19 protein-coding genes and 1 pseudogene are annotated in these 23,088 nt (G+C 34.2%); 9 read left to right on the plus strand and 11 right to left on the minus strand.

Annotated features, from left to right (window positions below):
- Positions 1–112: 112 nt before the first annotated feature.
- From N0B29_RS00100 to N0B29_RS00115, 4 genes and pseudogenes are all read left to right on the plus strand, one after another.
- On the plus strand, positions 113–649 hold the full coding sequence (locus N0B29_RS00100) for a site-specific integrase (RefSeq protein WP_263832469.1): 537 nt from the start codon (positions 113–115) through the stop codon (positions 647–649).
- A 160-nt stretch (positions 650–809) separates the two neighbouring features.
- Positions 810–1,715 carry a zeta toxin family protein gene (locus tag N0B29_RS00105; RefSeq protein ID WP_263831684.1) on the plus strand — a complete coding sequence of 302 codons (906 nt, stop codon included), beginning with the start codon at positions 810–812 and terminating at the stop codon, positions 1,713–1,715.
- Positions 1,708–1,947: a hypothetical protein gene (locus N0B29_RS00110; RefSeq protein ID WP_263831685.1), complete on the plus strand. Its 240-nt coding sequence runs from the start codon at positions 1,708–1,710 to the stop codon at positions 1,945–1,947. Before N0B29_RS00105 ends, N0B29_RS00110 begins: the two co-directional genes overlap by 8 nt.
- 311 nt (positions 1,948–2,258) lie before the next feature.
- A pseudogene (locus N0B29_RS00115) lies at positions 2,259–2,537 on the plus strand (tyrosine-type recombinase/integrase); the annotation flags it as partial.
- A 113-nt stretch (positions 2,538–2,650) separates the two neighbouring features.
- Here N0B29_RS00115 and N0B29_RS00120 read toward each other — a convergent pair.
- Both N0B29_RS00120 and N0B29_RS00125 read right to left on the minus strand, forming a co-directional pair.
- Positions 2,651–4,933, minus strand: a complete 2,283-nt coding sequence (locus N0B29_RS00120) for a DEAD/DEAH box helicase (protein WP_263831686.1) — start codon at positions 4,931–4,933, stop codon at positions 2,651–2,653.
- On the minus strand, positions 4,930–5,664 hold the full coding sequence (locus N0B29_RS00125) for a hypothetical protein (protein WP_263831687.1): 735 nt from the start codon (positions 5,662–5,664) through the stop codon (positions 4,930–4,932). Before N0B29_RS00125 ends, N0B29_RS00120 begins: the two co-directional genes overlap by 4 nt.
- Positions 5,665–5,833: 169 nt before the next feature.
- On the opposite strand from N0B29_RS00125, the gene N0B29_RS00130 reads away from it, so the two are divergent.
- Entirely contained in the window at positions 5,834–6,142 is a 309-nt protein-coding gene (locus N0B29_RS00130) for a hypothetical protein (protein WP_263831688.1), read from the plus strand.
- A 504-nt stretch (positions 6,143–6,646) separates the two neighbouring features.
- Here N0B29_RS00130 and N0B29_RS00135 read toward each other — a convergent pair.
- The 3 genes from N0B29_RS00135 to N0B29_RS00145 form a co-directional block, all read right to left on the minus strand.
- Entirely contained in the window at positions 6,647–7,426 is a 780-nt protein-coding gene (locus tag N0B29_RS00135) for a retron system putative HNH endonuclease (protein ID WP_263831689.1), read from the minus strand.
- A complete protein-coding gene (locus N0B29_RS00140; RefSeq protein WP_263831690.1) occupies positions 7,423–8,730 on the minus strand; it encodes an AAA family ATPase in 1,308 nt (435 codons plus the stop codon). Before N0B29_RS00140 ends, N0B29_RS00135 begins: the two co-directional genes overlap by 4 nt.
- Positions 8,731–8,932: 202 nt before the next feature.
- Entirely contained in the window at positions 8,933–9,256 is a 324-nt protein-coding gene (locus tag N0B29_RS00145; RefSeq protein ID WP_263831691.1) for a hypothetical protein, read from the minus strand.
- A 114-nt stretch (positions 9,257–9,370) separates the two neighbouring features.
- Here N0B29_RS00145 and N0B29_RS00150 point away from each other — a divergent pair, with 114 nt between their 5' ends.
- A complete protein-coding gene (locus N0B29_RS00150) occupies positions 9,371–9,628 on the plus strand; it encodes a helix-turn-helix transcriptional regulator (protein ID WP_263831692.1) in 258 nt (85 codons plus the stop codon).
- Positions 9,629–9,632: 4 nt separating this feature from the next.
- Here the strand turns inward: N0B29_RS00150 and N0B29_RS00155 are convergent, their stop codons facing one another.
- Positions 9,633–10,235 (minus strand): hypothetical protein, encoded by a 603-nt coding sequence (locus N0B29_RS00155; RefSeq protein ID WP_263831693.1) that lies wholly within the window; start codon positions 10,233–10,235, stop codon positions 9,633–9,635.
- 243 nt (positions 10,236–10,478) lie between these two features.
- Here N0B29_RS00155 and N0B29_RS00160 point away from each other — a divergent pair, with 243 nt between their 5' ends.
- Positions 10,479–10,832 (plus strand): hypothetical protein, encoded by a 354-nt coding sequence (locus tag N0B29_RS00160; RefSeq protein ID WP_263831694.1) that lies wholly within the window; start codon positions 10,479–10,481, stop codon positions 10,830–10,832.
- Between the two features lie 227 nt (positions 10,833–11,059).
- Here N0B29_RS00160 and N0B29_RS00165 read toward each other — a convergent pair whose 3' ends face one another.
- The gene (locus N0B29_RS00165; RefSeq protein WP_263831695.1) at positions 11,060–11,782 is read right to left on the minus strand and encodes a hypothetical protein; all 723 of its coding nucleotides are present in this window, start codon (positions 11,780–11,782) and stop codon (positions 11,060–11,062) included.
- Positions 11,783–12,010: 228 nt separating this feature from the next.
- On the opposite strand from N0B29_RS00165, the gene N0B29_RS00170 reads away from it, so the two are divergent.
- Both N0B29_RS00170 and N0B29_RS00175 read left to right on the plus strand, forming a co-directional pair.
- Positions 12,011–14,275, plus strand: a complete 2,265-nt coding sequence (locus tag N0B29_RS00170; protein ID WP_263831696.1) for a DNA primase family protein — start codon at positions 12,011–12,013, stop codon at positions 14,273–14,275.
- A gap of 79 nt (positions 14,276–14,354) precedes the next feature.
- Positions 14,355–15,560, plus strand: a complete 1,206-nt coding sequence (locus N0B29_RS00175) for a tyrosine-type recombinase/integrase (RefSeq protein ID WP_263831697.1) — start codon at positions 14,355–14,357, stop codon at positions 15,558–15,560.
- A 193-nt stretch (positions 15,561–15,753) separates the two neighbouring features.
- Here the strand turns inward: N0B29_RS00175 and N0B29_RS00180 are convergent, their stop codons facing one another.
- The 4 genes from N0B29_RS00180 to N0B29_RS00195 are packed head-to-tail and all read right to left on the minus strand — an operon-like array spanning position 15,754 to position 22,913.
- Entirely contained in the window at positions 15,754–16,410 is a 657-nt protein-coding gene (locus N0B29_RS00180; RefSeq protein ID WP_263831698.1) for a M48 family metallopeptidase, read from the minus strand.
- The gene (locus N0B29_RS00185) at positions 16,410–19,472 is read right to left on the minus strand and encodes a type I restriction endonuclease subunit R (protein ID WP_263831699.1); all 3,063 of its coding nucleotides are present in this window, start codon (positions 19,470–19,472) and stop codon (positions 16,410–16,412) included. Before N0B29_RS00185 ends, N0B29_RS00180 begins: the two co-directional genes overlap by 1 nt.
- A gap of 1 nt (position 19,473) precedes the next feature.
- Positions 19,474–20,862: a restriction endonuclease subunit S gene (locus N0B29_RS00190; RefSeq protein ID WP_263831700.1), complete on the minus strand. Its 1,389-nt coding sequence runs from the start codon at positions 20,860–20,862 to the stop codon at positions 19,474–19,476.
- Positions 20,859–22,913, minus strand: a complete 2,055-nt coding sequence (locus tag N0B29_RS00195; RefSeq protein WP_263831701.1) for a type I restriction-modification system subunit M — start codon at positions 22,911–22,913, stop codon at positions 20,859–20,861. Before N0B29_RS00195 ends, N0B29_RS00190 begins: the two co-directional genes overlap by 4 nt.
- Positions 22,914–23,088 lie beyond the last annotated feature (175 nt).

A 23,088-nucleotide genomic window follows, 5' to 3' on the forward strand; every position in this document is an offset into this window, starting at 1 on the left:
TTTAACGCTATTATATCCATTTTGGCACGAATATATATAAAATAAGAGCCATATTTGGCTTTAATATAACAATTATACGTGCCATTCTTTTATTTTAAATATAGTACAACGTATTCTCAAAAGTGCTACAGGGTGGTTTAAAGCATTTTTCACTTTCTCATTCAATACAGGGCTTAGAACGGGTGAAGCTTTGGCTTTACAGTGGGGTGATATTGATTTCGAGAACAACACCATCACTCTTCAAAGAAGTCAAAGGCACGGTGTCTTGAAGTCAACTAAGACAAACATTGTCAATACCGTTTATATGCCCTCACCTGTTAAAGAAGCGTTAGAACTTCACAAGCAAACTGCAAAGAGTGATTTGTGGGTCTTTCCTAACGAAAATACGCTGCAACCCTACTTCGAGTCACGTCCTATCGTTAAAACGTATTTAAAGCCCCTTTTAGAGCGTTTAAACATCACTTACAAAACGCTCTATGCTACTCGCCACAGTTTTGCGAGTTCAGTTGTTGAGAATAATATGCCAATTACTCTTGCTCAAAAGTATTTAGGGCATACAAAACTCTCTACTACTATGGATTATTACGTGAAAAATGGCTTGATGGATGTTGCGAATATTGATAAGGGAATTGATAGGTTGTTTGCGTAAGTGAGGTAGGGAGTTTTTAGGAGAGAGTTAACCCGTTAACCCGTTGGATATGCGGCCTAACGGGTTAATATAGAGAATCTATAAAAATGAAATACTTTTTCCTTTTAAATTATAATTTCTATATAATAGCTTTAGTAAAATATAAAAAGGAAAATACTTAATGAAAGATTATAGTAGACCTTTGCATGAAATTCCTCTTGCATATGATTTTTTAACTAGAGTTCTAAAATTAGCAGAATCTGAGAAAACTGGAGATAAAGCTCTAAAAATAACAACTGCAGAACAGTTATTAAAAAATGCAAAAACAAAATCAACTTTAAACGATGATAGCGTTAGACATCCTTCTTATATGGCTAAAAAAGACCGCCAAAAATTAAGAACAACAATTTTCGAAGAATTAATTACACAAAAAAGATTAGATAATGATGATAATATTAAACTTGGCGATGGTGGTGCCTTACCCAAAAGTGATTTAAAATTTGAATCCCAAGCCTTTATAATAATAGGTCTTCCTGCAGCAGGGAAATCTACAATTGCAGAAAAGATAGCAGATACTTATGGTGCCTGTATACTAGACTCCGATTATGCAAAAAGAAAATTTCCTGAATTTACGTGTCCTCATGGAGCATCAATAGTTCATGAAGAATCATCACTAGTTATATTAGGAGATGATAAAATGCCTGACGAGCTTTCGGTTAAGGAATACATGATATTGCAAAAAGCCAATATTATTATTCCAAAAATTGGATATAATGTGGACTCAATAAAGACTATGAGAGATTATCTAATATCTAAAAAATATAAAGTTCATTTAATTCTTGTCAGTGTAGATAAAGAAACTTCTACTAAAAGAGCCTTAGATAGATTTGTAAGAACTGATAGGTATGTACCTTTAGCTTTAATATTTGATACATACTCAAATGATCCAATGCTGACTTACTATAGACTAAAAGATTGTGAGAACTGGGGATCAATTGGAAAAATATCTACAGAAGGAGAACATCCTGAAGTAATATACAATAAAAATAATAGTCCTGTAGAAATATGGAGTATAAAAGATGAATAAAATGAGAAAAAAAAATTTATTTAAAACTAAAACTGGGGGGAGAAATAAAAATTTTATAAAAGCCTTTGCTTCTACTCCTAGAATAGAAAGAATGGCAGTTTATATAGAGAACCTTAACATGATTTACAAACAAGATATACTTGAAGCTAAATTATTTTCAAAAGAATCATCTAAAGATAGAGAAGAAATACTCAGAGTCAAATATGCTAAATATAATGTAAAAAGAATGTAGAGATAATTTGAAAAATAGGTTGTCTAATTAAACCGAATTTTATATTAAGTATATCTTATACATATTCTTCAAGCCATTCTATATCTTCAAAACTAAAACCGTGTCTAAGTAGCAACATTTCTTTTTCAGTATTTGTACCATATTTTATATAATTTTTTATTATTAGAACCCTATCATCATCACAGTTTTTTTTCATAATAAATTTGTAATGCAACGCAAATTGGATCAGCTAAAGATAAAAATATAACTTTGTCTAAATTAAAGAAGCGCTACAATTTCACAAGTAAACTGCCAAAAGTGAATTATGGGTCTTTCCTAATGAACAAACGCTTCAACCATACTTCGAGTCACGTCCAATCGTGAAAACGTATTTAAAGCCCCTTTTAGAGCGTTTAAACATCACTTACAAAACTCTCTATGCCACTCGCCACAGCTTTGCAAGTTCAGTTGTTGAGAATAATATGCCTATTACGCTTGCTCAGAAGTATTTAGGACATACTAAGCTCTCTACTACTATGGATTACTACGTTAAAAATGGCTTGATGGATGTGGCGAATATTGATAAAGGGATTGATAGGTTGTTTGCGTAGTTAAGAGTTTTTAGGTGAGTACTGACCCGTTGGATGTTGAGTTCTGACGGGTTCGCAATGGTTTTTGTTCTTTGTTAATAATTGCATCAACGCAGAGTCTCATTGTAATTAAATCATGGTAAATACCAATCAACTAAATGTCGAATATAGGCAGGTGCTTGCTCAACTTCTTTTTTGAATATTATATTTTCTTCATTGATAGACTGAATATATGGACTGATTTCAGTAACATTTTCAGGAGGAATTCCGTATCTCATTAGAAGCATATGCGCTGTATTATTCGTGCCAAATCGTAAGAGCTCAATCATTTTTTTTGCTCGCTCATCTTGCGTATCTTCTTGATAAATCTTAAATGTAGCCATAAAAACATCAGATAACGAGAAAGATATCACTTTATCAAAATAATCATAGGTATCAAAGATAACAGCATCATAACTTACATTTTTTGCTGGAATATCTTTAAATAACGAATACTCTTTTTTAAGAGTACTTTTAGGTAAAGATTCTGCAGGTTGCGAAAATCCAGCCATTCCCTTATGTTTTTCATCACGTTTTGAAAGATTACTATATATAATGCCCACAATTTCACGGAATGATCGACCTTGGATCATTTGTAAAAATATTGAAATTGCCTTACGAAATACTGCATTTTCTCCATCATATAATTGTCGATTTATTGAAGCTTCAAATATAATACGAAAGGATTTTTGTATTTGTTCTTTATATTGTTGATTCCAAACACCAGTAGTATTTTCTTTAATGGTATGACCTTCTCTATAAAGGATATCTAAAATAATTTTCGCATGATTTAGGACATTTGGACTGGATAATCTTTCCACTGTTGAGATTGGAATATGCTTCTCATCATCAAAAGTTTCAGAACGTATGGCTTCTATTAATTCCTTAGAATCTGAATTCAAATCATCAATTGGAGTGTCAATAACTGATTTTTCATCTAATACAAAATCATCATTTATACGTTCCATAAAAATTTTAGGACGTTTTGTAAAAACATAGCCATAATCAAACTTGTTTTCCATAGATGATCGCCCTGCTCTGCCTATCAAATTCTTAAATGCAAGTGATCTATCCTGCTCATTTTCACCGATAAGACGATTGGATTCTAGCCACACAATATCAAATGGCATATTTACACCTTGAGCTAAGGTGCTTGTTGCAAAACAAATTTTTGCATATCCATTTCTAATAAAATCTTCAACAAGAAATCTCACTTCAAGAGGTACTGAACCATGATGAATCACAACTCCTCTTTGTAAAAGTGAAACTAGTTTCGAATTATGACCATTTTCATCAGCTCCTAATAAATGTGCTATGGTATTAATTATTTCTACAGCATGCTCATTTATAATTTCAGGGAAAGTATTGATATATTTTTCAAAATTTTCGAGATACGTTCCATTATATATTGAGGCTTTGGAAACAAAAACTAAAACTGTATGATCTCCATTAAATGCAAAATCTTCAAATTTCCCTTGGAATTCAATACAATTTTTTTGCATGTGCCCATTTTCATGAAATGGAGAAAAGAAATAATCTTTACCATTACTATGCTCATATAAACATAATTTCCCTACAGAGCCATATGGATATGATCGTGCATAGCTACTTTCTTTTTGAAAAGCATGCTTACTAATTTGAGCATTAGGATTTTCTACAAAGGGATGTGCAAATATAAGTTTAGCCTCTTTAAAATGCTTTTTGATTCTTCTAATAAGTACATCAAAGATGATACCTCGTTCTTTTTCTTCAGAAACTTGTGCTTCATCAAAGAAAAATACTTGAATATTTAATTTCAAACTAGAAGAAAAAATATCTCTCGCTCTTTCAGGGGTAAGAATAAATATTCTACGCAATTCTCTACTTGTAAAAATATTATCGACAAAAGAAGATATCATAACTCTTTTGTCACCTTTAAATTTTCGTTTCATGGTATTTACATATTCTGCAATTAATGCTCTTGATGGAACAATTACAACTGCATCACCATCTTGCGCTGCAATAAAATCACGAATTGAATAAGATTTCCCAGCACTTGTTGGTGCTGAGATAGAAATAACATTATAATCATCAAGTGCTCGTCTAATGCTTGCCTGAACTGGTGTCAAATAGGCACCATAATCTTTTTTATATTGCTCACCAATTCCAGAAAGCAAAAAAGAATAAATATCCTTTGGTTCTTTTATTTTATAAAATAACCCTAGTGCAAAAATTATTTTTTCTTCAAATTCTAAAAAGATCTCTGGATGAAATCTTTTATAATAACTGATACTTTCTAGTATTGAAGATTGTGCAGGTCCCTCTTTATGCAACAAATCAAGTAATTCAGAAAGATCTTGAAAAGGGTTTTTACTTTCTATAATATCTTTAATGCTCAATGTATAACTCCAACTAAATAAACATATTTAGCATTACTTGATGGAAATGTCTTTCGCACACTCTCTAAAGCATTATTAAGAACTGTGAGAGGATTAACGGCATGTATGGAAAAAGCTGCAACAATACCAAAATCATCATTATCAAGATTTTGAATTGCATTAGGGCTTGTTAGATTGATGAGATGTACTCTGTCTCTGAAATGTTTTTCTTCACAGATAAACCGATGAGCTTGTGATATAGCATTACCATGTGGGCTGTCTGTGGAAGAAAATTTTGCTTCTCCAAAATTAATCATCTCGCTAGAGCATACAGTATGAAAATCGAAACCTTCATTTTGCTTTAGTTGTGGCTTCCAAAGTTCCGCAATTGGGAGTACATGATGAGCGAATAATACTTCTAATGCTCTTGCCGAGCCTATAGAGACCATTAATTCACCAAATTCACCACCTAAACTACCAGATACACTAGTATGATTGAAAATTTCTACTAATTTGTTTGCTGTAGCTTCGACTGTCTTTTCATAAGAACGTTTAGTACCTTTATCAAGACTCATCATCCAAGAACTATCTTGAACCTTTTTTGTCAGTTCAGATGCAATTTTTAAAATATCTGAGATATTAACAAGACATAATTTGACTGCTTCAATATGAGGATTAGTGCCAACTTTCAGATAACTGCAACCCCAGTCTAAATCATATGTCGGAGTTTCATGTTTAAGTTCAATACTCATGCAGACATATTTCCTTTGATTTTATTCTATCGATCAGGAACAAGGCGTATGCTAAAAGCTGCTTTACATTTTATGAAAATAAATCTAAATATTTCATTTTATCAAATATATGATATAAATTAATATTTTACAGCATATAGTGAATATAAAATAAATTAAAAGGACTTATATGGATTTATATGAAGAATATTTTAATAGTTTTGATGATCATGATTTTAGAAGATTAGTAAACCTTTTAGAGACTAAGGGGTATGTAATTGACACGAAAGATGGATTTAGCTCTGTGCAAATTAAACATATGACAGAAGATATGTTTGATCAGTTATGTAAGAAATTTGAAATTAAAGCTGATATAACGTATTCAAAAACTGGTGGCTATTATCCAACAGAAGGAGGATATTCAATGCTCTTTAATAGCAATATTGTAGATTATGCCGAAGCTAAGAAGATTTTAGACCATAAAGTCATGGAGGAATAGAGATAGTTTAACTTAGAACACTCTATATTAACGGGTCAACGGGTTAAAAACCCTTAAAAAAGTTTTTCCATTTCATACATCAGTGATATGAGGTAAAAAGTGAAGATAAAAGCAGAGTATTTTTCCGAGCCAAAAGTGAGCCAAATTGTGCCAAATTGTGCCAAAAATGGGTCAAAATTTAAGACCTCCGACGCCAGAGACAATAATTAAAAGTTATGATTGAGTTGTTGAAAAGTTCGACAGGATAAGGATTTTTGAAGTTTAAGTGGTGTCAAGAGAGGGACTCGAACCCTCGACCTCCGGCTTATGAGTTTGATAATACAAAACACAGAGCCTATCGTAAGTCCTATGGAGTAAGTCTTTTGGCATGTTTATTGAGTCTTTTTTTGAGCCAAATCTTAAAGGCACTGCACTCGTGCCTAGTATAAAATCAAGCTAGAAAGGAATGAGCCTTCAATATATCTTGTTCACTTTCTGGCATCACAATATAATAATCATCTAGAATCATCCATCATAATTAGTACGTTGTAAATAAGCTTCTGCGTCAACGCCGAAAAAACTTCGAATAGTGCTAAAAAAGCTGAAATAATTACCTGTCTCATCTTTTGAGAGTTGTACATCGACTAAGATACTTACAGACTCTGCCATATCATTGTTAACTTGATATAATGCATCTAGCTGCAATCGCAAAATATTTATTACTTGTTCTCTCCATTTTACGAGTTTTGGAGAATTAAGGTTTAATCTATCTTCCTTTAGTGAATTTTCTGCTTTTCTTTTTATATCCCCTGTAATTGAAGCAGCTACCGACATGACACCCTCATTAGAGACTTCGAATATCGGAGGATAAGCAGGTATTTCCAAAGGATTAAGAATTTCCTCATCCCAAATAAAATTATTCTTTAATATATCACTGTGTCTATGTCTAACGTTTTGAATAAATCTATCTTCTCCTGAGATTGTTCTATGTTCACTACCACCATGGCAACAACCCAAAAGGTTTGTCCACTCCAAATTCCAGTTTTTTCCTTCATTAGGGTCATCACTTTTAGGATGAAAATGTTCTACTCTAAAATCAGGACGAATAGTGACATTATCACTAAATGATAGTTCACAGTAGCAACAAATATTGCCTTGATCTTTTTTAATTTGTTCTATAACTATTTTATATCCATCCTGGCAATCATTCTTAAAGTCATCTTCCCAATCTTTTGTTAAATCACAATCAAGATCAATATATTTTTTTAATTCTATTGGTATTGTCGATTTTTTTATTCTTTTCATCTGTTTTTTTGATACTCTTTTAATCTAATATCCATATCTGCTTTAAGAAGCTCTTTTTCTCTACCATATCCCCAATTATTTAATTCGCTCCTTAAAGCTTTTGCATCCGAACTATTATATTCATTTTGATCTACCATTTTTAAATATCTATTCAGTTTTTGTACTATTTCTAGATTTTGGGGTCGTTCATCTACTCCTAATATTTCTTTTAGAAGCTCATGACTTTTTGCACCATAAGAAAAATCAAAGATTTCTTTTTTAGGCTCCCCATTCTCTAATACTATCGCTTGTATATTTTTTGCTTCTACAGTAGTCAGAACTTGCGGACTATGAGTGGTAACTATAAATTGTACATTTGGAAAAGTTCTTTGTAAATCTATCAAAATATTTTGTTGCCACCTTGGATGTAAGTGTAAGTCAACCTCATCGATCATAATAATTGCTTCGCTCTCAAGAGGATTACTCAAATGAGGATTTGCTTCTGACATTCTTGCCGCTATATCCATTACCATAGCTAAGACTGTTTTATAACCATCACTAAGCTGGTCTATTCGATAAGATAACGTTTGTCCATTCATATTTTTATCTATCATGAACCTTAAAGGACGAGTTTCGATATGAGGATTTGAAAACTCTGGCAACATTGTTGTTATAGCATTACGCACTGCAGTAAGTTCTGGTAAAACAAAATCAAAATCTCTTTTTTCTTTTATCAGCCTACGCTCCTTATCCTCCATAGCGTCAAACCATTGAAAGAGTCTATGAAAATCTGCATCAGCATTAAGAGCACCATTTAATGCTTCAAAGCGCGAAAAATTCTTTTGAAAATTTCTTTTTCTAAGAGGCGAACGAAGCACTGCTCTACTTGTACCATAATAAATAATTAGAGGAACATCAATATTATTATTTTGCTCATTAAGTTCATAAATTATTTCATCTACATAAGCGTAAAGAAGACCTAGTTCTTTAGCTGGTGGAATATTCTTTTTTGTTCCTTTTGCATTATCCCTTGATTGGGTTCTATCCCATACTATATTTTGGTAAGTATCTATTTGAATTCTCATATAAGGAGCTTTTTTTGTACTATCAGCATTTTCCAATCTCAAATCTTTTTCTTCAAAACTTTTACCAGAAACTTTTGGCATACGAGTAACCATCGCTCCAAATCCTATGGCTATCGCATCCAATATAGTTGTTTTACCTATACCATTTTCAGCAACTATAACATTAAGTTTTTTGTCAAAATCTATATCAAAATATTTGTAATTCCTGAAGTTCGTAAGTTTAAGGGTTTTGATTTTCATATTTTGGATTCTCACACTTTTATTTTAATTTTACGATCTATTTTATCTAAATTGTTACTTTTCTGTACTTAGTGTTTATTTGATTTAATATTTTTTTACATCTAGTCTACAATAAATTCTCAAATGAAGTGTAATTGTCAGATAAAATATTCGAAACAGCTATATTTTTTTATATCTACACTTCATTTGACATTATTATCTTTTAACTTGCGGCGAAAACTCTCATAATCACAATATAGATAAGGAAAAAACCTGACAATTGTGGTCCGTGGTTCCAAAAGAATCTTGTTTTAAAAGCTCCCCAAAGTGTACCATCAGTAAAGTATATATCAGGCATTGCATACAAACGTATAGCATTACCAATAACAGCACCAACATAACCAATACCTAAAAAGGCAAATACGCCACCAGAAACTTTCAGGGTTTCAAGAATAGATGTTCCATGACTTAACGCACCATAAAAAGTGTAACCTAAGACTGCGATCATCATCGCAAAAACAATCCACCCAACATTTAAAATCCTCATTTTAAACTCCTACATTGAATTAGAATACTCCACCTAAACCCACTACAGTGGGTTGATGGAAAAACGTATTATAACTAAACTTAGTCAAAAAATTTACTATAGTAGGTTAAAAAAATGACTAAGCACTCCCTTCTTGATGAAGAGACTATTAACCTTTATAAGACGATTGGGAAAAATGTGAAGTTCTTTAGAATGCAAAAAGGATTAACGCAGTTAGAGTTATCACTTGCAATGGGTTACAAGTCTGTTAGCTTAGTATCTGCCGCTGAACTTTACACCAACAATAAGCACTTCAATATAGAACACTTACAGAAAATCAGTAAAATTCTCAATGTGCCTATTGCAGCTTTCTTTGAAGAAAACACTAAATAGCAACCTATCTTTTAATTAAGAATACTACAGGACAATAAGCATTTTGATCATCTTCACAAAAAATAAAATCTTGACCATATTGTTCTATTTTAAAGATATCACCAACCATTGCTTTTGCTTGCATGAATATATTATTAATTTGCTTTTGCAATTTATCTTTGGCAGTGTTCTTATATTGTTGTGAAATATAAAAAGCAATAACCCCAAATTGTATTTTTGAATTTGTAGTCTTTCTCTTTAAAACTTCTTTAATACGCTTTAAATCTTCTTCAATTTTTTTAAAAATATGAACTCCATTTTTTACTTCAATTACAGCTCTTGGTGTCAGACCATCTGCCCACCATAAGACAACATCAAATCTACCTTTTGTTCTAATATCCGAATGTATTCTTCCACTTCCTTTTGCATGAGCATGATCCAAAATGTAGCTAACATTGTCTTCCATGGTTACAAACTTCTTTTTCTCTAAATTTGCAATACTCTCTGCAATTCTTACAGTTATGAAATATTCAGGAGCATTCCAAAGCCACTCACCATCAGTCCATTTTAAATACTCATTATGGGCGTTAATTATTGCTCCTAAAGCACAGTTAACAACTTCATCCATACTCACACATCGGCTCATTGTGTATCCTCAAGAAAATCTTACTATCCCTTTATTATACACCCAATTATTTCGTATCTTTGAAAATTGAAAGCATATATTCTAAATTGGAATTCAATTCTTAGGAGAATTACAAATGAAGAATCAAACAACAATGTGCATTATTATCCGATGCACTGCTTTAGCCATTATTGCCATCATGTCTGCTCGCCAAACCTTGAGCCATCAGTCTAAAAAGCTCGAACCATGATAGAGCTTTTAAATAAAGGCGATGTAAGCCTAATACACAACCCTGCGTTAAAAGAATATGCCATCTACTCATTGGAAAGACTGCCTAGTGATTTTGTCTATCTTGAGTATGGCTACTTCATCATCATTGAACACTTCGATGAACTCCTTCAAAACCCTCTACCCTTTTCAAAATGCAAACTGCCCTCTTTCAATGATGGCTTGTTTGAGTACATAGAATTGGTAGAGCAAAAGGGAGATATCTTGGAGATCGTTATTTTGGTTAATAATGATTTTGGGGTGAGCTTGATACTTGAATCTAAGATCGTTCCAAAAGAGATTTTAGACAAGCTACTGCAATATCAACTTTAGTCAAAAAGTGGCTTGTTTGGCACATAAAAGGCTCAAGATTTGACACGGGCAAAGGTTGAAAGCGTTGCAAAGTCCTATATAGTAGGCGTTTTAGAGAAGTGAACCGTCGGCTATTAAAGTCGATAGTTCACTTCTTGTCATTATAGTTATTAGCATTCATATAATTTTTTTTATCTATTCATAACCCGTTCAACCCGTCATTCTACGGGTACAATGGGTTGATATTTTCATATATTTTTACTTTCGTTTGCAATTGATAATCTTTTTTCTAAAGAAAGTCCTTTTTTATAAATAAGATCTAATTTGATTGCTTTCTTAAGAACAATTATTTTGACTTCCTTGATATCTTTAATATGATAAATCTGAAATCTTCTATTCAAGATATTTTTCTCAACCATTGCATTAAAATCTTTTTGATTGTAGCCGTTATTAACATATTCATTTACATCTTTTTCGATTCTCTTTTTTATACAATTTCCTTCAAAAGCGATCTCAATCATTTTTGAAAAATCATACGGATGAGTAGCGAAAAATCTACTATAAATATTATCACTCATGTGCATGTTAAAATTTTCATCAGAACTTTTTTGTTTTAATTTATATTTGGAAATAGTGCTTGCAATAGTTTTATCAGAAAATTGATATAAGAACAAAGAGTCAATTTGTCCTTTATATTGAAAATTATAAATACTTAAAGTAAAAAGAATTTTTTTGAAATACTCATAAGTTTCTGTTTTTTCAAATCTACCTTTCACATGACGAATGTCATTTTTTTTTTGAATTAATTCTTTTAATATACTCTTATATAATTCATAATCCAAACCAACTTCGTAAAAAAATTCATCAACTTTAATACTATATTTTTTTTGTTCAGGAGACATGTCATATAGAATATTCTTTTTCATATGACGACATTTAAATTTATTTTGATCGACTCCATTAATTTCCATAAATTTTAACTCCTTTTTCATTTTATATCGAACATTCACCTAGTATGATATGCTATAAGGCTTATGTTCGACCAACTCAAGAAAGCCTATTTTTAGGGCTTTTTCCTTATTTTTCTACTCTTCACTTTTTGGTTCAGAAAAGAATACTATGCCACTTTGAATTCAAACATCTAAATGGTGAGTACGCATGCAATGCTCACCATAAAATAAAAATCATAGGAGTTTATCATGCAATATGATAACAAAATATCACTGTCATATACAGTGAAAAATAATAGCAAAGCAATTAAGTTTGAAGTTCAAGAGCTGTTATTTAAGGATATTCCTTCTTTGACAAAAAAACATCATTACTCAAATTTGATTTTTAACGGTGGTGAACGAAAAGGAGTCAATTTCTTATCAGCAAATTTGCTCACATTAGATGTTGATGGAGGGTTGGCAATTGATCAAGCCAAAGTAATGCTTGATGGTTATAGAAGTCTCATTGTGACAACAAAGAGCCACCAAAAAACAGAAAAAAATGGTAACCCCATTGAAGCACAAGACCGATTTCGCATTTTTATTGACCTAGAAGAGCCAATCAGTGATCCAATCATCTATCAACAGGTCATTCAAGGATTGATTAATACCTTTCATGCAGACCAAGCCTGCAAGGATCTTGCTCGATTCTACTACTGTAACCCTAATCAAGAGGTAATTACAATAGGTGGCGATAAGTATTGGGATATTTCCCAATACTTAAAAAAAGAGGTTGGAAATAGCCAGCCTCCTTTAGCTCCACAAAAAAAAGCTAAAGGCAAGGGAGGAAAAATAAAATTTGAAGATACTCAAATTGTAAAAACGAGTTCGTACGGTGAATTGAATGTCGAGAAGTTATTTGAAACACTCGAAGATGGTTCAAGTGAAACCATTCATTGTTGTATTCATCCAGAAAATCATGCCCACAATGACGCTACACCATCATGTGTTGTGAGCCGTAATGGAGAATATTTAAACTTCAAGTGCTATGTCTGCGAAGATACTGCCTACTATCATAAGAAAGAAAAGAAAATTCCTTTTCTATTTCTTCCTCAGAAAGTTGTTATTCAAGAGGGATTAACTCTTCTTGAAGACATAATGAAAGAAGCTATCAATTCGCTTCCAATGCAATATGAAAAAAATGAAAAAAAGCTTGTAAAGGTTGTTGTAGAAAATATCTTGTATAACTGCGCACTTCCTATATGCGCTTATGCAAACACATTACATATTTACTACCATGGAAAATGGCATGCCATTGATAATCCAGAGGCAGAAAAATATATACTCGTTAAAGGAATGGTAGAGAAAACGCTTGGGTTCATAAATCCTATAGCAACAGTTATTCATCAAGTTCTGGCAGAATTAAAAACTATATATCAATCTTTAAATGGCTACATTAATAGAAAAGATGTTTATATCAACATGGCAAATGGCGTTGTACGTATTTCCAAAGAAGGAAGCATAAACCTACTCCCTCATGACCCATCTTATGGGTTTAAATGGCAACTGCCCTATAACTACAACCCTGAGGCAAACTGCCCACAGACTTTGCAATTCTTACAAGATGTTGTTGAAGATGAAAATGCAATAAAAGTCCTACAAGAATTTTTTGGGTACATTTTTTTACCACACAAATTCATGAACCACGAAAAGTGTCTGTGGTTGTATGGATCAACAGGGGCTAACGGGAAATCAGTGCTATTATCACTCGTACACCAGCTCATAGACGAGACCAATATCTCGCATATGAACCTATCGGAACTAGCAGATCCAATAAAACGGACAATGCTACTCGGTAAGGTGTTGAATATAACGAATGATGCCACTACAAAAGGCATAGATGCAGGAACCTATAAGGCTCTAATTTCTGGAGAAACTACGACCATTCGTCAATTGTACAAAGGAGCTGCAGAATTAAAAGCACCTCCTAAGTTCATTATTGCAACGAATGAGTTGCCCTTAATGGAGCAAGGAGCAGAAGCGTTTGTAAGAAGAATGATACTCGTCCCCTTCAACAAGCAGATACCTGAGGCACAAAGAGATATCCATCTCTCATCAAAGCTTACAAGCGAAGTGGAAGGTTTCTTTAACTTCGCTCTTGTTGGACTTCAAAGATTGATTGAAAACCAACAATTCACAAAATCAAACCTTATCGCATCAGCAACATCTGATTATCTATGTGAGCTTGATGTTTTAAGCGATTTTTTACAGGATCACCCTATTGAAGCATTGCATGGTAAAAATGTACCGTATCTAGATCAAAGTGAAATCTTCACAAAAATAGGAGAATGGTGTAAGCAAAACCATAGAAAAAATCCGTACAACACCCCAAGACAACTAAGGGATAAACTTATTTCTCAAAAAGATCATAGCTTTGATCTGTACAAAAACAACAAGATTTATGGTATCAAAGGTAGATGGCAATTAACAAAAGTGGAAGTAAAAGTTCCATCAGATGTAAGTGACTATGAATAAAGTCACAAAAATATATTAAAAATATGAGTAAGTGGGGATACTACTTACTCATATCTCACAACTAAACAAAGGAAATACAATGAAAGTTAAACAACCAAAAGCAGCGCAAGCCCTTGCTCCTTCAAAGCCTGTTCTTACTGTACCACAAGGCTTTAATGAGCATGAAGACTTGTTAAAAAGTGTTCGAGTATATAGTAAAGGTGGCAAGATTTGCTTGGATTATCGGCTTGTCGATGAGTACCGAAAAAATGGTCAAGATCGTATTCGTTTTAGCCTAAAGCTTGATGATACGCCCTTAAACCTACAACGCACTGAGCGAGACAAATATGCCCTTGCATTGGAGCATTTTCTCTTAAATAATGAAGTGAATGATGATAACTATACCATTGATGATATTGCTTTAAAAGCATTGAATGAGGATAGACACAATCGTGCAGAAGATACGCACAACGATTATATTCAAATCTATACAAAGTACATTAAACCTTACTTTGGAAATAAGCACTTGGTGGATATTAAAGTAACGGACTTGAAGGCTTGGAAGAACAACTTAATTGAATCCCATCAGTTAAGTAAGTCACGCTTTAACAAATACTATCGAACCTTTAACTTCATTTGGAACTATGCTCTTGTCAATGAGATGATCGATAAAAACCCTTTAGCTCTCGTGGATAAGAAGTCTAAGCAGTTCAGCAAGAGCAAAAGCGATTCTTCGCAGAAATATTACAGTAAAGAGGAGGTGCAACGTATTCTCGAAAATGCTACTGGGTGGTTCAAAGCGTTTCTCACTTTGTCATTCAATACAGGGCTTAGAACGGGTGAAGCTTTGGCTTTACAATGGGGTGATATTGACTTTGAGAACAATACGATCACCATACAACGCAGTCAAAGACATGGCAAGTTAAAATCAACTAAGACGAACATTGTCAATACCGTTTATATGCCTGCTCCTGTTAAAGAAGCGTTAGAACTTCACAAGCAAACTGCAAAAAGCGACTTGTGGGTCTTTCCTAATGAAAATACGCTGCAACCCTACTTCGAGTCACGTCCAATCGTGAAAACGTATTTAAAGCCCCTTTTAGAGCGTTTAAACATTACTTACAAAACCCTCTATGCCACTCGTCACAGCTTTGCAAGTTCTGTTGTTGAGAATAATATGCCTATCACTCTTGCTCAGAAGTATTTAGGACATACGAAGCTTTCTACTACGATGGATTATTACGTTAAAAATGGCTTGATGGATGTTGCTAATATTGACAAGGGAATTGATAGATTGTTTGCGTAGGTGAGGTAGGGAGTTTTTTAGGAAAGTGTTAACCCGTTGACCCGTTGGATGTTGAGTTCTATCGAGTTAACGGGTTTTGATGGAAACAAAAGTGCTAATTTAGAAGTGAAAAGTTTAGTTCCGCCCTCCTATTATTTCATAAATTGCCTGCAGGTTTATTTATTGGCTCCACTGCTTTGTTATGTATTTTATTTTATAAACTGTTGCTATATTTCTCTAACCATTTAATTGATTCTTTATAGTCTGGATAATAGGATTTTAACAAAGTCCAAAATTTATTCGTATGATTCATCACAACCGTATGTAGTAATTCGTGAATAATAATATAATCAATCACATATTCAGGCGCCTTAATAAGCTTCCAGTTCAAAGAAATATTTTTTTCAGCAGAACAGTTTCCCCATTTATTTCTCTCGTCTCTGATGTATAGTTTGTTATAGGGAAAGTTCAGTTTTGTTGATAATTGTTCTATCCGTTTTGTTAAATATTTTTTTGACTCATTACGATACCATTTTTCTTGAACTTGCGGGTCAGTTAAATCTCTTTTGGAAGTTATCGTCTTATGTTCGGCATTAATGATTACTTTTTGCGAAAAACTGGTGTCATAAAAATAATTGTATCTATTACCAAAAAGCAAAAGCTGATTTCTTTGCAATTCAATTTTTGACATTGATTCAAAATATTTTACATTCTTAGCAATCCATTTTGCTTTTTTGCTAAGTAATGAAGAAATATCGTCTTCGGAAAACGAAGGTGGGGCAATAATACGCACCTTTCCATCTTCGCTTACTCGAAGTCGGGCATGTTTTACTTCTTTTCGGATTAATATGTAATTCTCTGGTAATTGCATTAGTCCAACTTGTAGTTTTGTAAAACAGCTTTCATGATTTGCTCCATCAATTCTTCATTTGAATCAATTTTCAATTTTTCAAATTTTGGATTAACAGACAAGAGCAAAATCTCGTATTTCAAGCGGTCAAACTCTCTGGGCACTTCTTGCCAACCGTTGTAAATCTTAGCTTTGATTTTTTCGGCTGCTTCAAATGAAAATTCTCTTACCAATTCTTCATTGAATGATTCACCCGAAGCATTTTTGATAATGCTATAAAACTCAAAACTGCCTTTGTCCGGAAAACCCATTCTAGCAGGTAATGAAGCCACTTCATCCAATTCAGTATAAAGTAAACCCAACTGATTTAATATTTCTTCAATTGCCAAACTTTCTTCTTTTTTCTGTTTTATCAATTCATCCAAACGATTTTGGAACTCTACATATATGGCACTGTTTACTTCGTTTTGTCGGATTACCGTCTCAATGTCTCTTATGATTTTCTCGGCTTTGTCTGAAGGGTCAAGTTTGATTTCTTTTAGCTTGTTTAGATAATTTGAATCAATAGAAATTTCTGGTAAATGTCCTTTAAAATTGAGTAATTTGGTACTTTCTTGAATCAGCTTTCTTGTTTTGGTAGCATAAATTTCTGCATCAAAATCCAAACGTTTAAACTCTTCTAAATAAATTTCATAAATCTCATTCAGCCACATGTATTTTGTTTTGGATTCTCGAAGAGCGGGGTGTGGTGAAATAGATTCCCACAATTGAACCGCTTCTCTAAAATCGTTTTCAAATTTTCCATGGTCTATTTCTGATAGCTTCCTTACGATTGCCATTGTGCATTCGTAGCTATCTTCTAATTCTATTTCCACAAAAGGCTTGAATGCTTCTTCCAAAACCTTGGGGAATGTTTTTACCAAACTTTCTACATCTTCAAACTCGCCAATATCTTCGGGGTCGTAATTCAATGCTTCTTTATAGTTTTGGAATACACCCACATAATCCACAATTCGCCCAAACTCTTTAGAAAGATTGGTTACTTTATCATCATAAGGTCGGTTGGTACGTGCTACAGCCTGCAAAAGATTGTGGTCTCTCAAAGGACTGTCTAAATACATTGTTTGCTCAATAGGAGCATCAAACCCAGTTAAAAGCATATTGCAGACAATGAACACTTTTAGGTTGTTGCCCATTTTCTGTTCTTCTTCTGTAATTCTTCGTTTAAACTGTTTTATCAGCTTTTTACGCTCAGCATCTTCTTTATAATGGTCTTTGTAAAGTTCATATTTTTCGCCTTCTTCGTAATTGCCTGTTGAAAAAATGATAGCCATTTCAGAGCGGTCAAAATATTTTAATAGCTCATTGTAATACAACACACAAGCTTCTTTATCGCAAGTCACTATTTGCGCTTTGTATCCTTGTGGTTCGAGCATTTCTCGAAAATCGTTGGCAATATCTTTGGCAAGTGTTTCTATTCGCTGAGGGTGTTTTAAAAATACTTTCCAAGCCGAGACGCGTCTTTCTACGGCTTTTTTTTCGTCTTCGGTAAGTTCAGCTGTGATTTCTTCATAGCCTTGTTTTAGTTTTTCTTTATCAAGGAACCACTCCATGGGTCCAAAAGTGTAACGAATGGATTTGGTTGCTCCATCATCGATGGCATCTTTAATGCTGTAACGATCTAAATAATACTCGTGCCTGCCTTTTTCTTGGTCAACGATGCCAAATTCCTGATGTGTTTTAGGTATGGGCGTGCCTGTAAAGGCAAAACGTTTGGCATTGGGCAATACGGCTTGTAATTCCATTTGATAATTGCCGTATTGGGTACGGTGGGCTTCATCGATTAACACAATGATATTATCCCGCAAATCTTGGCGGTCGCCTAATTCATCAAATTTCTGAACAGTGGTAATGAAAACGCCTGAAGGTGCAGTCTTGATAATGTGTTTTAAATCGCCAATATTATTAATGGCTCTTGCATTAGGAAATTCGCAATCGTCAAATGTGCCACCAATTTGCTCTCGCAAATCTTTGCGGTCAACCACTATGTAAATGGTAGGGTCTTTCAGTTCCTTGCTTTGACGCAATTTGTAAGCCGTGTAAAGCATTGTCAAACTTTTACCAGAACCTTGGGTATGCCAAATGACGCCTTGATTTAAATCGCTATTGATTACTCGGTCGGCAATTTTATTGGCAGCTCTTAGTTGTTGATACCGAGCCACTTTTTTAATGATTTTACCTTCTGCTCGTTCAAAGACAATGAAGTGCTGCAGTATGTCCAACACTCGTGCAGGTTGCAATAATCCAATGATTCCAAGTTTCATTCGCTCTAGCACTTCGCCATTGGGTAAACGATCCACATCAAAATTCCAAAGTCCGTCTTTTTTGTCTTGATGAGTGAGGCAAAGGTCGTTGGTGGGTTCAAGAATTGGATTTTTACTGCTTACATCTAATATGGTGTCTTTCCATTCATTAAAATAAGAAGAAGAAGCCCCTGGGATTCCGTATTTGGTGATTCTGCCATTACAAGCCACCCCAAAGCAATGACACATAAAGAGTTTATCGGCTCGTTGGTCATAAGTAGAAAACTGGCGAACGCCTTCCATCCAATTGGTGCCTTTTCTGGCTCTTTGCTTTGCTTCTATGGGAACTAATGGAATGCCATTAACCAATAGCACAATATCGGTTTTTACCATTTTGTAGCCCTGCACCCAATATTGATTGGTGACGATAAAATCATTTACCCAAATATTTTCAAAGTCTATGAAATGAACATCAATGTCTTTGTCTTTGACAGCAAGAGTAACACCTGAAACCAATTTATCTAAAAACGCTTCATTGCCAAGAATGGGCACGGGATTGTTTAGGTTTTGCAGTAATAATTCAACTGCATGGCGGGCAATGTTTTCACTTATACCGTTTATGGCAGTTGTTTTTTCTATGAGTATTTGCTCAATAATGGGTTTAGAAAAAGGGCGTTCATAAATTTTTAAATCTTCGTGACTTTTAAACGACCAACCCATTTTACTCAACCATTCAGTTACCGGCTGCTCTACACCTCTTAGTTCTGATAAATTCCCCATATTATTCTGCCTTTCCTGTATTACTCATTTTTTTAAGGCTGTTTTCAAACTGGGCGATAAACTCAGCTGGCAGCCGCATTTTGCCTGTAAGCAAGTTTTGCATTAAGGATTTTTTTAAGCGTTGAAACGTTTGGATTTTGGATTGTTTACCAATTATTTCATTTGAAACTTCATCTAATTTTTCTTTTATGGCTTGTTGCTCTGATTCAGACGGGATTGGAAGTAAAATCTTGGATAAGCTTGATTTATTTACCCCATAAACTTTAGCTCCTGTTGCCATTCTTTTGATTGAAACGGAAACATTATACAGATTCATCAAATAACCTTTTATTCCTAAAATTAAATCGTTCGATTTAGGTCTAAGGTGCAAAGTATGAAGCCCTGCAATTACTTTTTTATTTTTAGAATTAATTATTTCAATAGATTTCCCCACACCATCCCAATCTTCAGAAGCATCTGCAACGACCAAATCACCATCCTGTAATTTTTCATATTTCTTTTCAAGTTCTGTTGGGATAAATGGAACTGATTCAATTGAAAGGTCAAGAATTCTATCAAATTTTGTATGTATATCACCGTAATGAATATTTCCAACTTCTCCTTCATCAATTAAAATTGACCTTGAATATGAAGAAGTAGGATAAAAGTCGAAAAGTTGCTTAATGGTTTTTACTTCCCACCCCATCGGCACTTTCCCAAATTTTTCGTATTCATAAAACTCATCTTCTGTACGCCACGAGCCATCTGGTTTTAGTTTGCCGGTGAGCAAGTCTTGCATTAGGGCTTTTTTGAGCTTTTCGGCTGCCTTTATGCTGTTTTGCGTAGCAGCTATGGTTTCATCTACCATGGAAAGAATAGTAGCTATGGCAGTTTGTTCAGGGGTAGGTGGTTTTGGTAGGATTGTTTTTGTGTAGAGTTTCCAATCCAAGTTTCTTATACCTGTTGTCTGATACTGCATACTTGCTGTAATCCCCATTTCGTACATCTGTTGTAAGCAATAGTATAGGTAAGTAGGATCGATTTCTGAGTCAAGTGAAATTCGCTGTATAAAATTAGCAAAAGCCCAATCCGTTTTGGCTATTTCATTTGTGATTAAGCCAACTCTGCCAACTGGTTGAGAATCACTTCCACCACTTCGCTCTATCAATATGTCGCCTGAAGATAATAGTTTCTCAATTCTCTTAATCGGCTTTAAGGTTCGAAATGCGACATCTGATAAATCAAGTTTACCATCATTCGAAAAATTTGTACTTCTGATTACGCCAATTTCGTTTTTATCAGGTTCTGTTCCCCAATCTCCTGCATCATTTTTAACAAGGGCATTTTTGAGTTTAAAAGTTGAGAACCCATTGCTAACTTTCCCAAGTTTAGAAATTTGCTCTTCTATCAATTCAACACCTTTAAAAGTTCATCAATCATATTACCCAAAGTATTCTCTTGGTTGATTGTGGCTTTAAATTCAGTAATGGCTTGTTTTAAGTCAATTTCTTCTTCGGGTTCAAAAGTGTCCACATAGCGAGGTATGTTTAGATTAAACTCATTTTCTTCCAACTCTTCCATATCGGCAATGGCAAAGTAGCGTTTGCGCAGCTCTGGGTCTTGCAACATTGTAATGAGTTCCTGCTCCACGGCATCAATGGCTTGGCGTTCTTTTTCGGCTTGCTCGTGAGCAGCTGCTATTTTGTTGTCTTTTTCGTTGGTGAGTTTATCCAAAGTATTTTTGGCAGTTTCTACAGCTTTCAAATGAGTTTTGGTAGGTTTTTCTTTTTTAGCTTCTTTATCGATAATAGCTTTTTGGGCTTTTGTCAATTTTTCGGTTTGCATTGCTATGTCTTCTGCATAATATTCCTCAATTTCCAAAAGCTTAAAATCAAGGTCTTCTTGTATCAAGTTTTTTAGTCTTGGTTTTTCAGAGCCAATCCAAGTTTTGGCAGCATCTATATCGCCCCAACTTTCTAAAATGGTGGAAATACGCAATATGTCGTGTGGTAGTAAAGTATTCATATTGGCTGCTTCTTTATACCAACCTTCTCTGGCGGCATACACCATCAATACTTTGTCTTTACGGTGCTCGGGTTTGTTTTTGTTGATAAACAAAATGGCACCCGGGATGGTAGTGCCATAAAACAAATTACCAGGCAATACCACTATAGCATCTATAATATTGTGCATTTCAGTAAACTCGCCATTGTGGTCAATCTTGCCTTGCAAAAATCCCCTGCGGATTAGATACTCATCATCTGCTTTGCGGTTTTGTCCGTCTTCTTCCTCGGTTTTTTCGGGTTGACCACGGAACAAAACACCTTGAGGACAAACCACGCCCGCTTTGCCGTCATCTTTTATGGAAGCAATAATGTGTTGCAAAAAAGCAAAATCTCCGTTGGAATAAGGCGGTGTGCCATAGACTAGACGTTCATAAGGGTCGCAATAGCCTTCTTTTGGGTATTCCAATTGTGGTGAGCCATCTTTTTTGTTGATTGTTTTACCTTTGCTGTCTTTTTTGGGCTGTCCTGTTTTTGTCCAATTCTCTTGTGAGAAAGGAAAATTAGCCATACACAAATCAAATTGCTTAATCGCCAATTCGTTATCTTCTTCAATAAATTTTGGATCGAGTAAAGTGTCGCCTTTTTCAATGCGGGCATCCAAGCCGTGCAAAATCATATTGATATTAGCAATCGCCCAAGTATTCCAAACATCTTCTTGTCCAAAAAGTCGAATGGCTTTAGCATTGTTGTAATTGACTTTGCAGTATTTGGCAGCATTAATCAAGAAGCCCCCCGAGCCACAAGTAGGGTCATAAATGGTATTGCCTTTTTGAGGTTTGAGATAACGCACAATAATATCCACAACTTCCTGTGGTGTATAAAATTGTCCTGCGGTAGTACCGCCTTTGTTTTCATCTGCAAATCGCTTGATTAAATATTCATAAGCATCACCCAACACATCTACTGAAGCATTTTTGTTGCTCAAATCCACTGCATCTAAGTAGCTCACTAAGGCTGTCAAAACCTGTGGACTTAACTTTTTACTTCCTGAACCATCTGGTGCAGGCTCATTCCAACGTACGGTATTGATAACACCTTTAAGAACGGCTTTGCCGTTTCTGTCTACATTGGCATCTGCGATTTCGTTTACGGCTTTGTTTAATTTTTCATTTTTCTTGTCGGGCGAGGCATCACGCACATCTTTCCAAAAACAACCTTCAGGAATTTTGAAGTCGTGCTTTTGAGTTACAATGATTTTTTTCTCGGCTTCTGTAGGTTGTCTACCTTCTCGCTTTACAAATTCTTTGATTTCGTTTTCCGTTTCCCATTCGTAATTGTCGGAAAGTCGTTTGAAAAAGAGTAGCGAAAGAATGTAAGCTTTGTAATCTTCAACCTTGTCACGAAGAATGTCAGCCATTCCAAAAAGTGTACTGCCTAATGCTTGTTTTGTTATCATATATTTTCTATCCCTTATAGTCATTTTCTAATTTTAATATTAAGTGCATAACCATTGTTAAACATAATATTATATGCAAGATAGCCTGAAAATCAACAGATAAGATACAGAAAAGATGTTGTAAACAACGGGGTCAACGGGTTAAAAAAATCTGATAAAAGTTTTTCTATTCCAT

This window comes from Sulfurospirillum oryzae, assembly GCF_025770725.1.
In the GTDB taxonomy this organism is placed as follows: Bacteria; Campylobacterota; Campylobacteria; order Campylobacterales; family Sulfurospirillaceae; genus Sulfurospirillum; species Sulfurospirillum oryzae.

Excerpts from the sequence above, each read along its gene's own strand:
- N0B29_RS00135 (WP_263831689.1), bottom strand. The coding sequence starts at position 7,426 with ATGAAAAGAATAAAAAAATCGACAATACCAATAGAATTAAAAAAATAT.
- N0B29_RS00155 (WP_263831693.1), bottom strand. The coding sequence starts at position 10,235 with ATGGATGAAGTTGTTAACTGTGCTTTAGGAGCAATAATTAACGCCCAT.
- N0B29_RS00195 (WP_263831701.1), bottom strand. The coding sequence starts at position 22,913 with ATGATAACAAAACAAGCATTAGGCAGTACACTTTTTGGAATGGCTGAC.
- N0B29_RS00170 (WP_263831696.1), top strand. The coding sequence starts at position 12,011 with ATGCAATATGATAACAAAATATCACTGTCATATACAGTGAAAAATAAT.
- N0B29_RS00145 (WP_263831691.1), bottom strand. The coding sequence starts at position 9,256 with ATGAGGATTTTAAATGTTGGGTGGATTGTTTTTGCGATGATGATCGCA.
- N0B29_RS00130 (WP_263831688.1), top strand. The coding sequence starts at position 5,834 with ATGGATTTATATGAAGAATATTTTAATAGTTTTGATGATCATGATTTT.
- N0B29_RS00125 (WP_263831687.1), bottom strand. The coding sequence starts at position 5,664 with ATGAGTATTGAACTTAAACATGAAACTCCGACATATGATTTAGACTGG.
- N0B29_RS00180 (WP_263831698.1), bottom strand. The coding sequence starts at position 16,410 with ATGCAATTACCAGAGAATTACATATTAATCCGAAAAGAAGTAAAACAT.
- N0B29_RS00160 (WP_263831694.1), top strand. The coding sequence starts at position 10,479 with ATGATAGAGCTTTTAAATAAAGGCGATGTAAGCCTAATACACAACCCT.
- N0B29_RS00140 (WP_263831690.1), bottom strand. The coding sequence starts at position 8,730 with ATGAAAATCAAAACCCTTAAACTTACGAACTTCAGGAATTACAAATAT.
- N0B29_RS00165 (WP_263831695.1), bottom strand. The coding sequence starts at position 11,782 with ATGGAAATTAATGGAGTCGATCAAAATAAATTTAAATGTCGTCATATG.
- N0B29_RS00110 (WP_263831685.1), top strand. The coding sequence starts at position 1,708 with ATGAATAAAATGAGAAAAAAAAATTTATTTAAAACTAAAACTGGGGGG.
- N0B29_RS00105 (WP_263831684.1), top strand. The coding sequence starts at position 810 with ATGAAAGATTATAGTAGACCTTTGCATGAAATTCCTCTTGCATATGAT.
- N0B29_RS00175 (WP_263831697.1), top strand. The coding sequence starts at position 14,355 with ATGAAAGTTAAACAACCAAAAGCAGCGCAAGCCCTTGCTCCTTCAAAG.
- N0B29_RS00185 (WP_263831699.1), bottom strand. The coding sequence starts at position 19,472 with ATGGGGAATTTATCAGAACTAAGAGGTGTAGAGCAGCCGGTAACTGAA.
- N0B29_RS00150 (WP_263831692.1), top strand. The coding sequence starts at position 9,371 with ATGACTAAGCACTCCCTTCTTGATGAAGAGACTATTAACCTTTATAAG.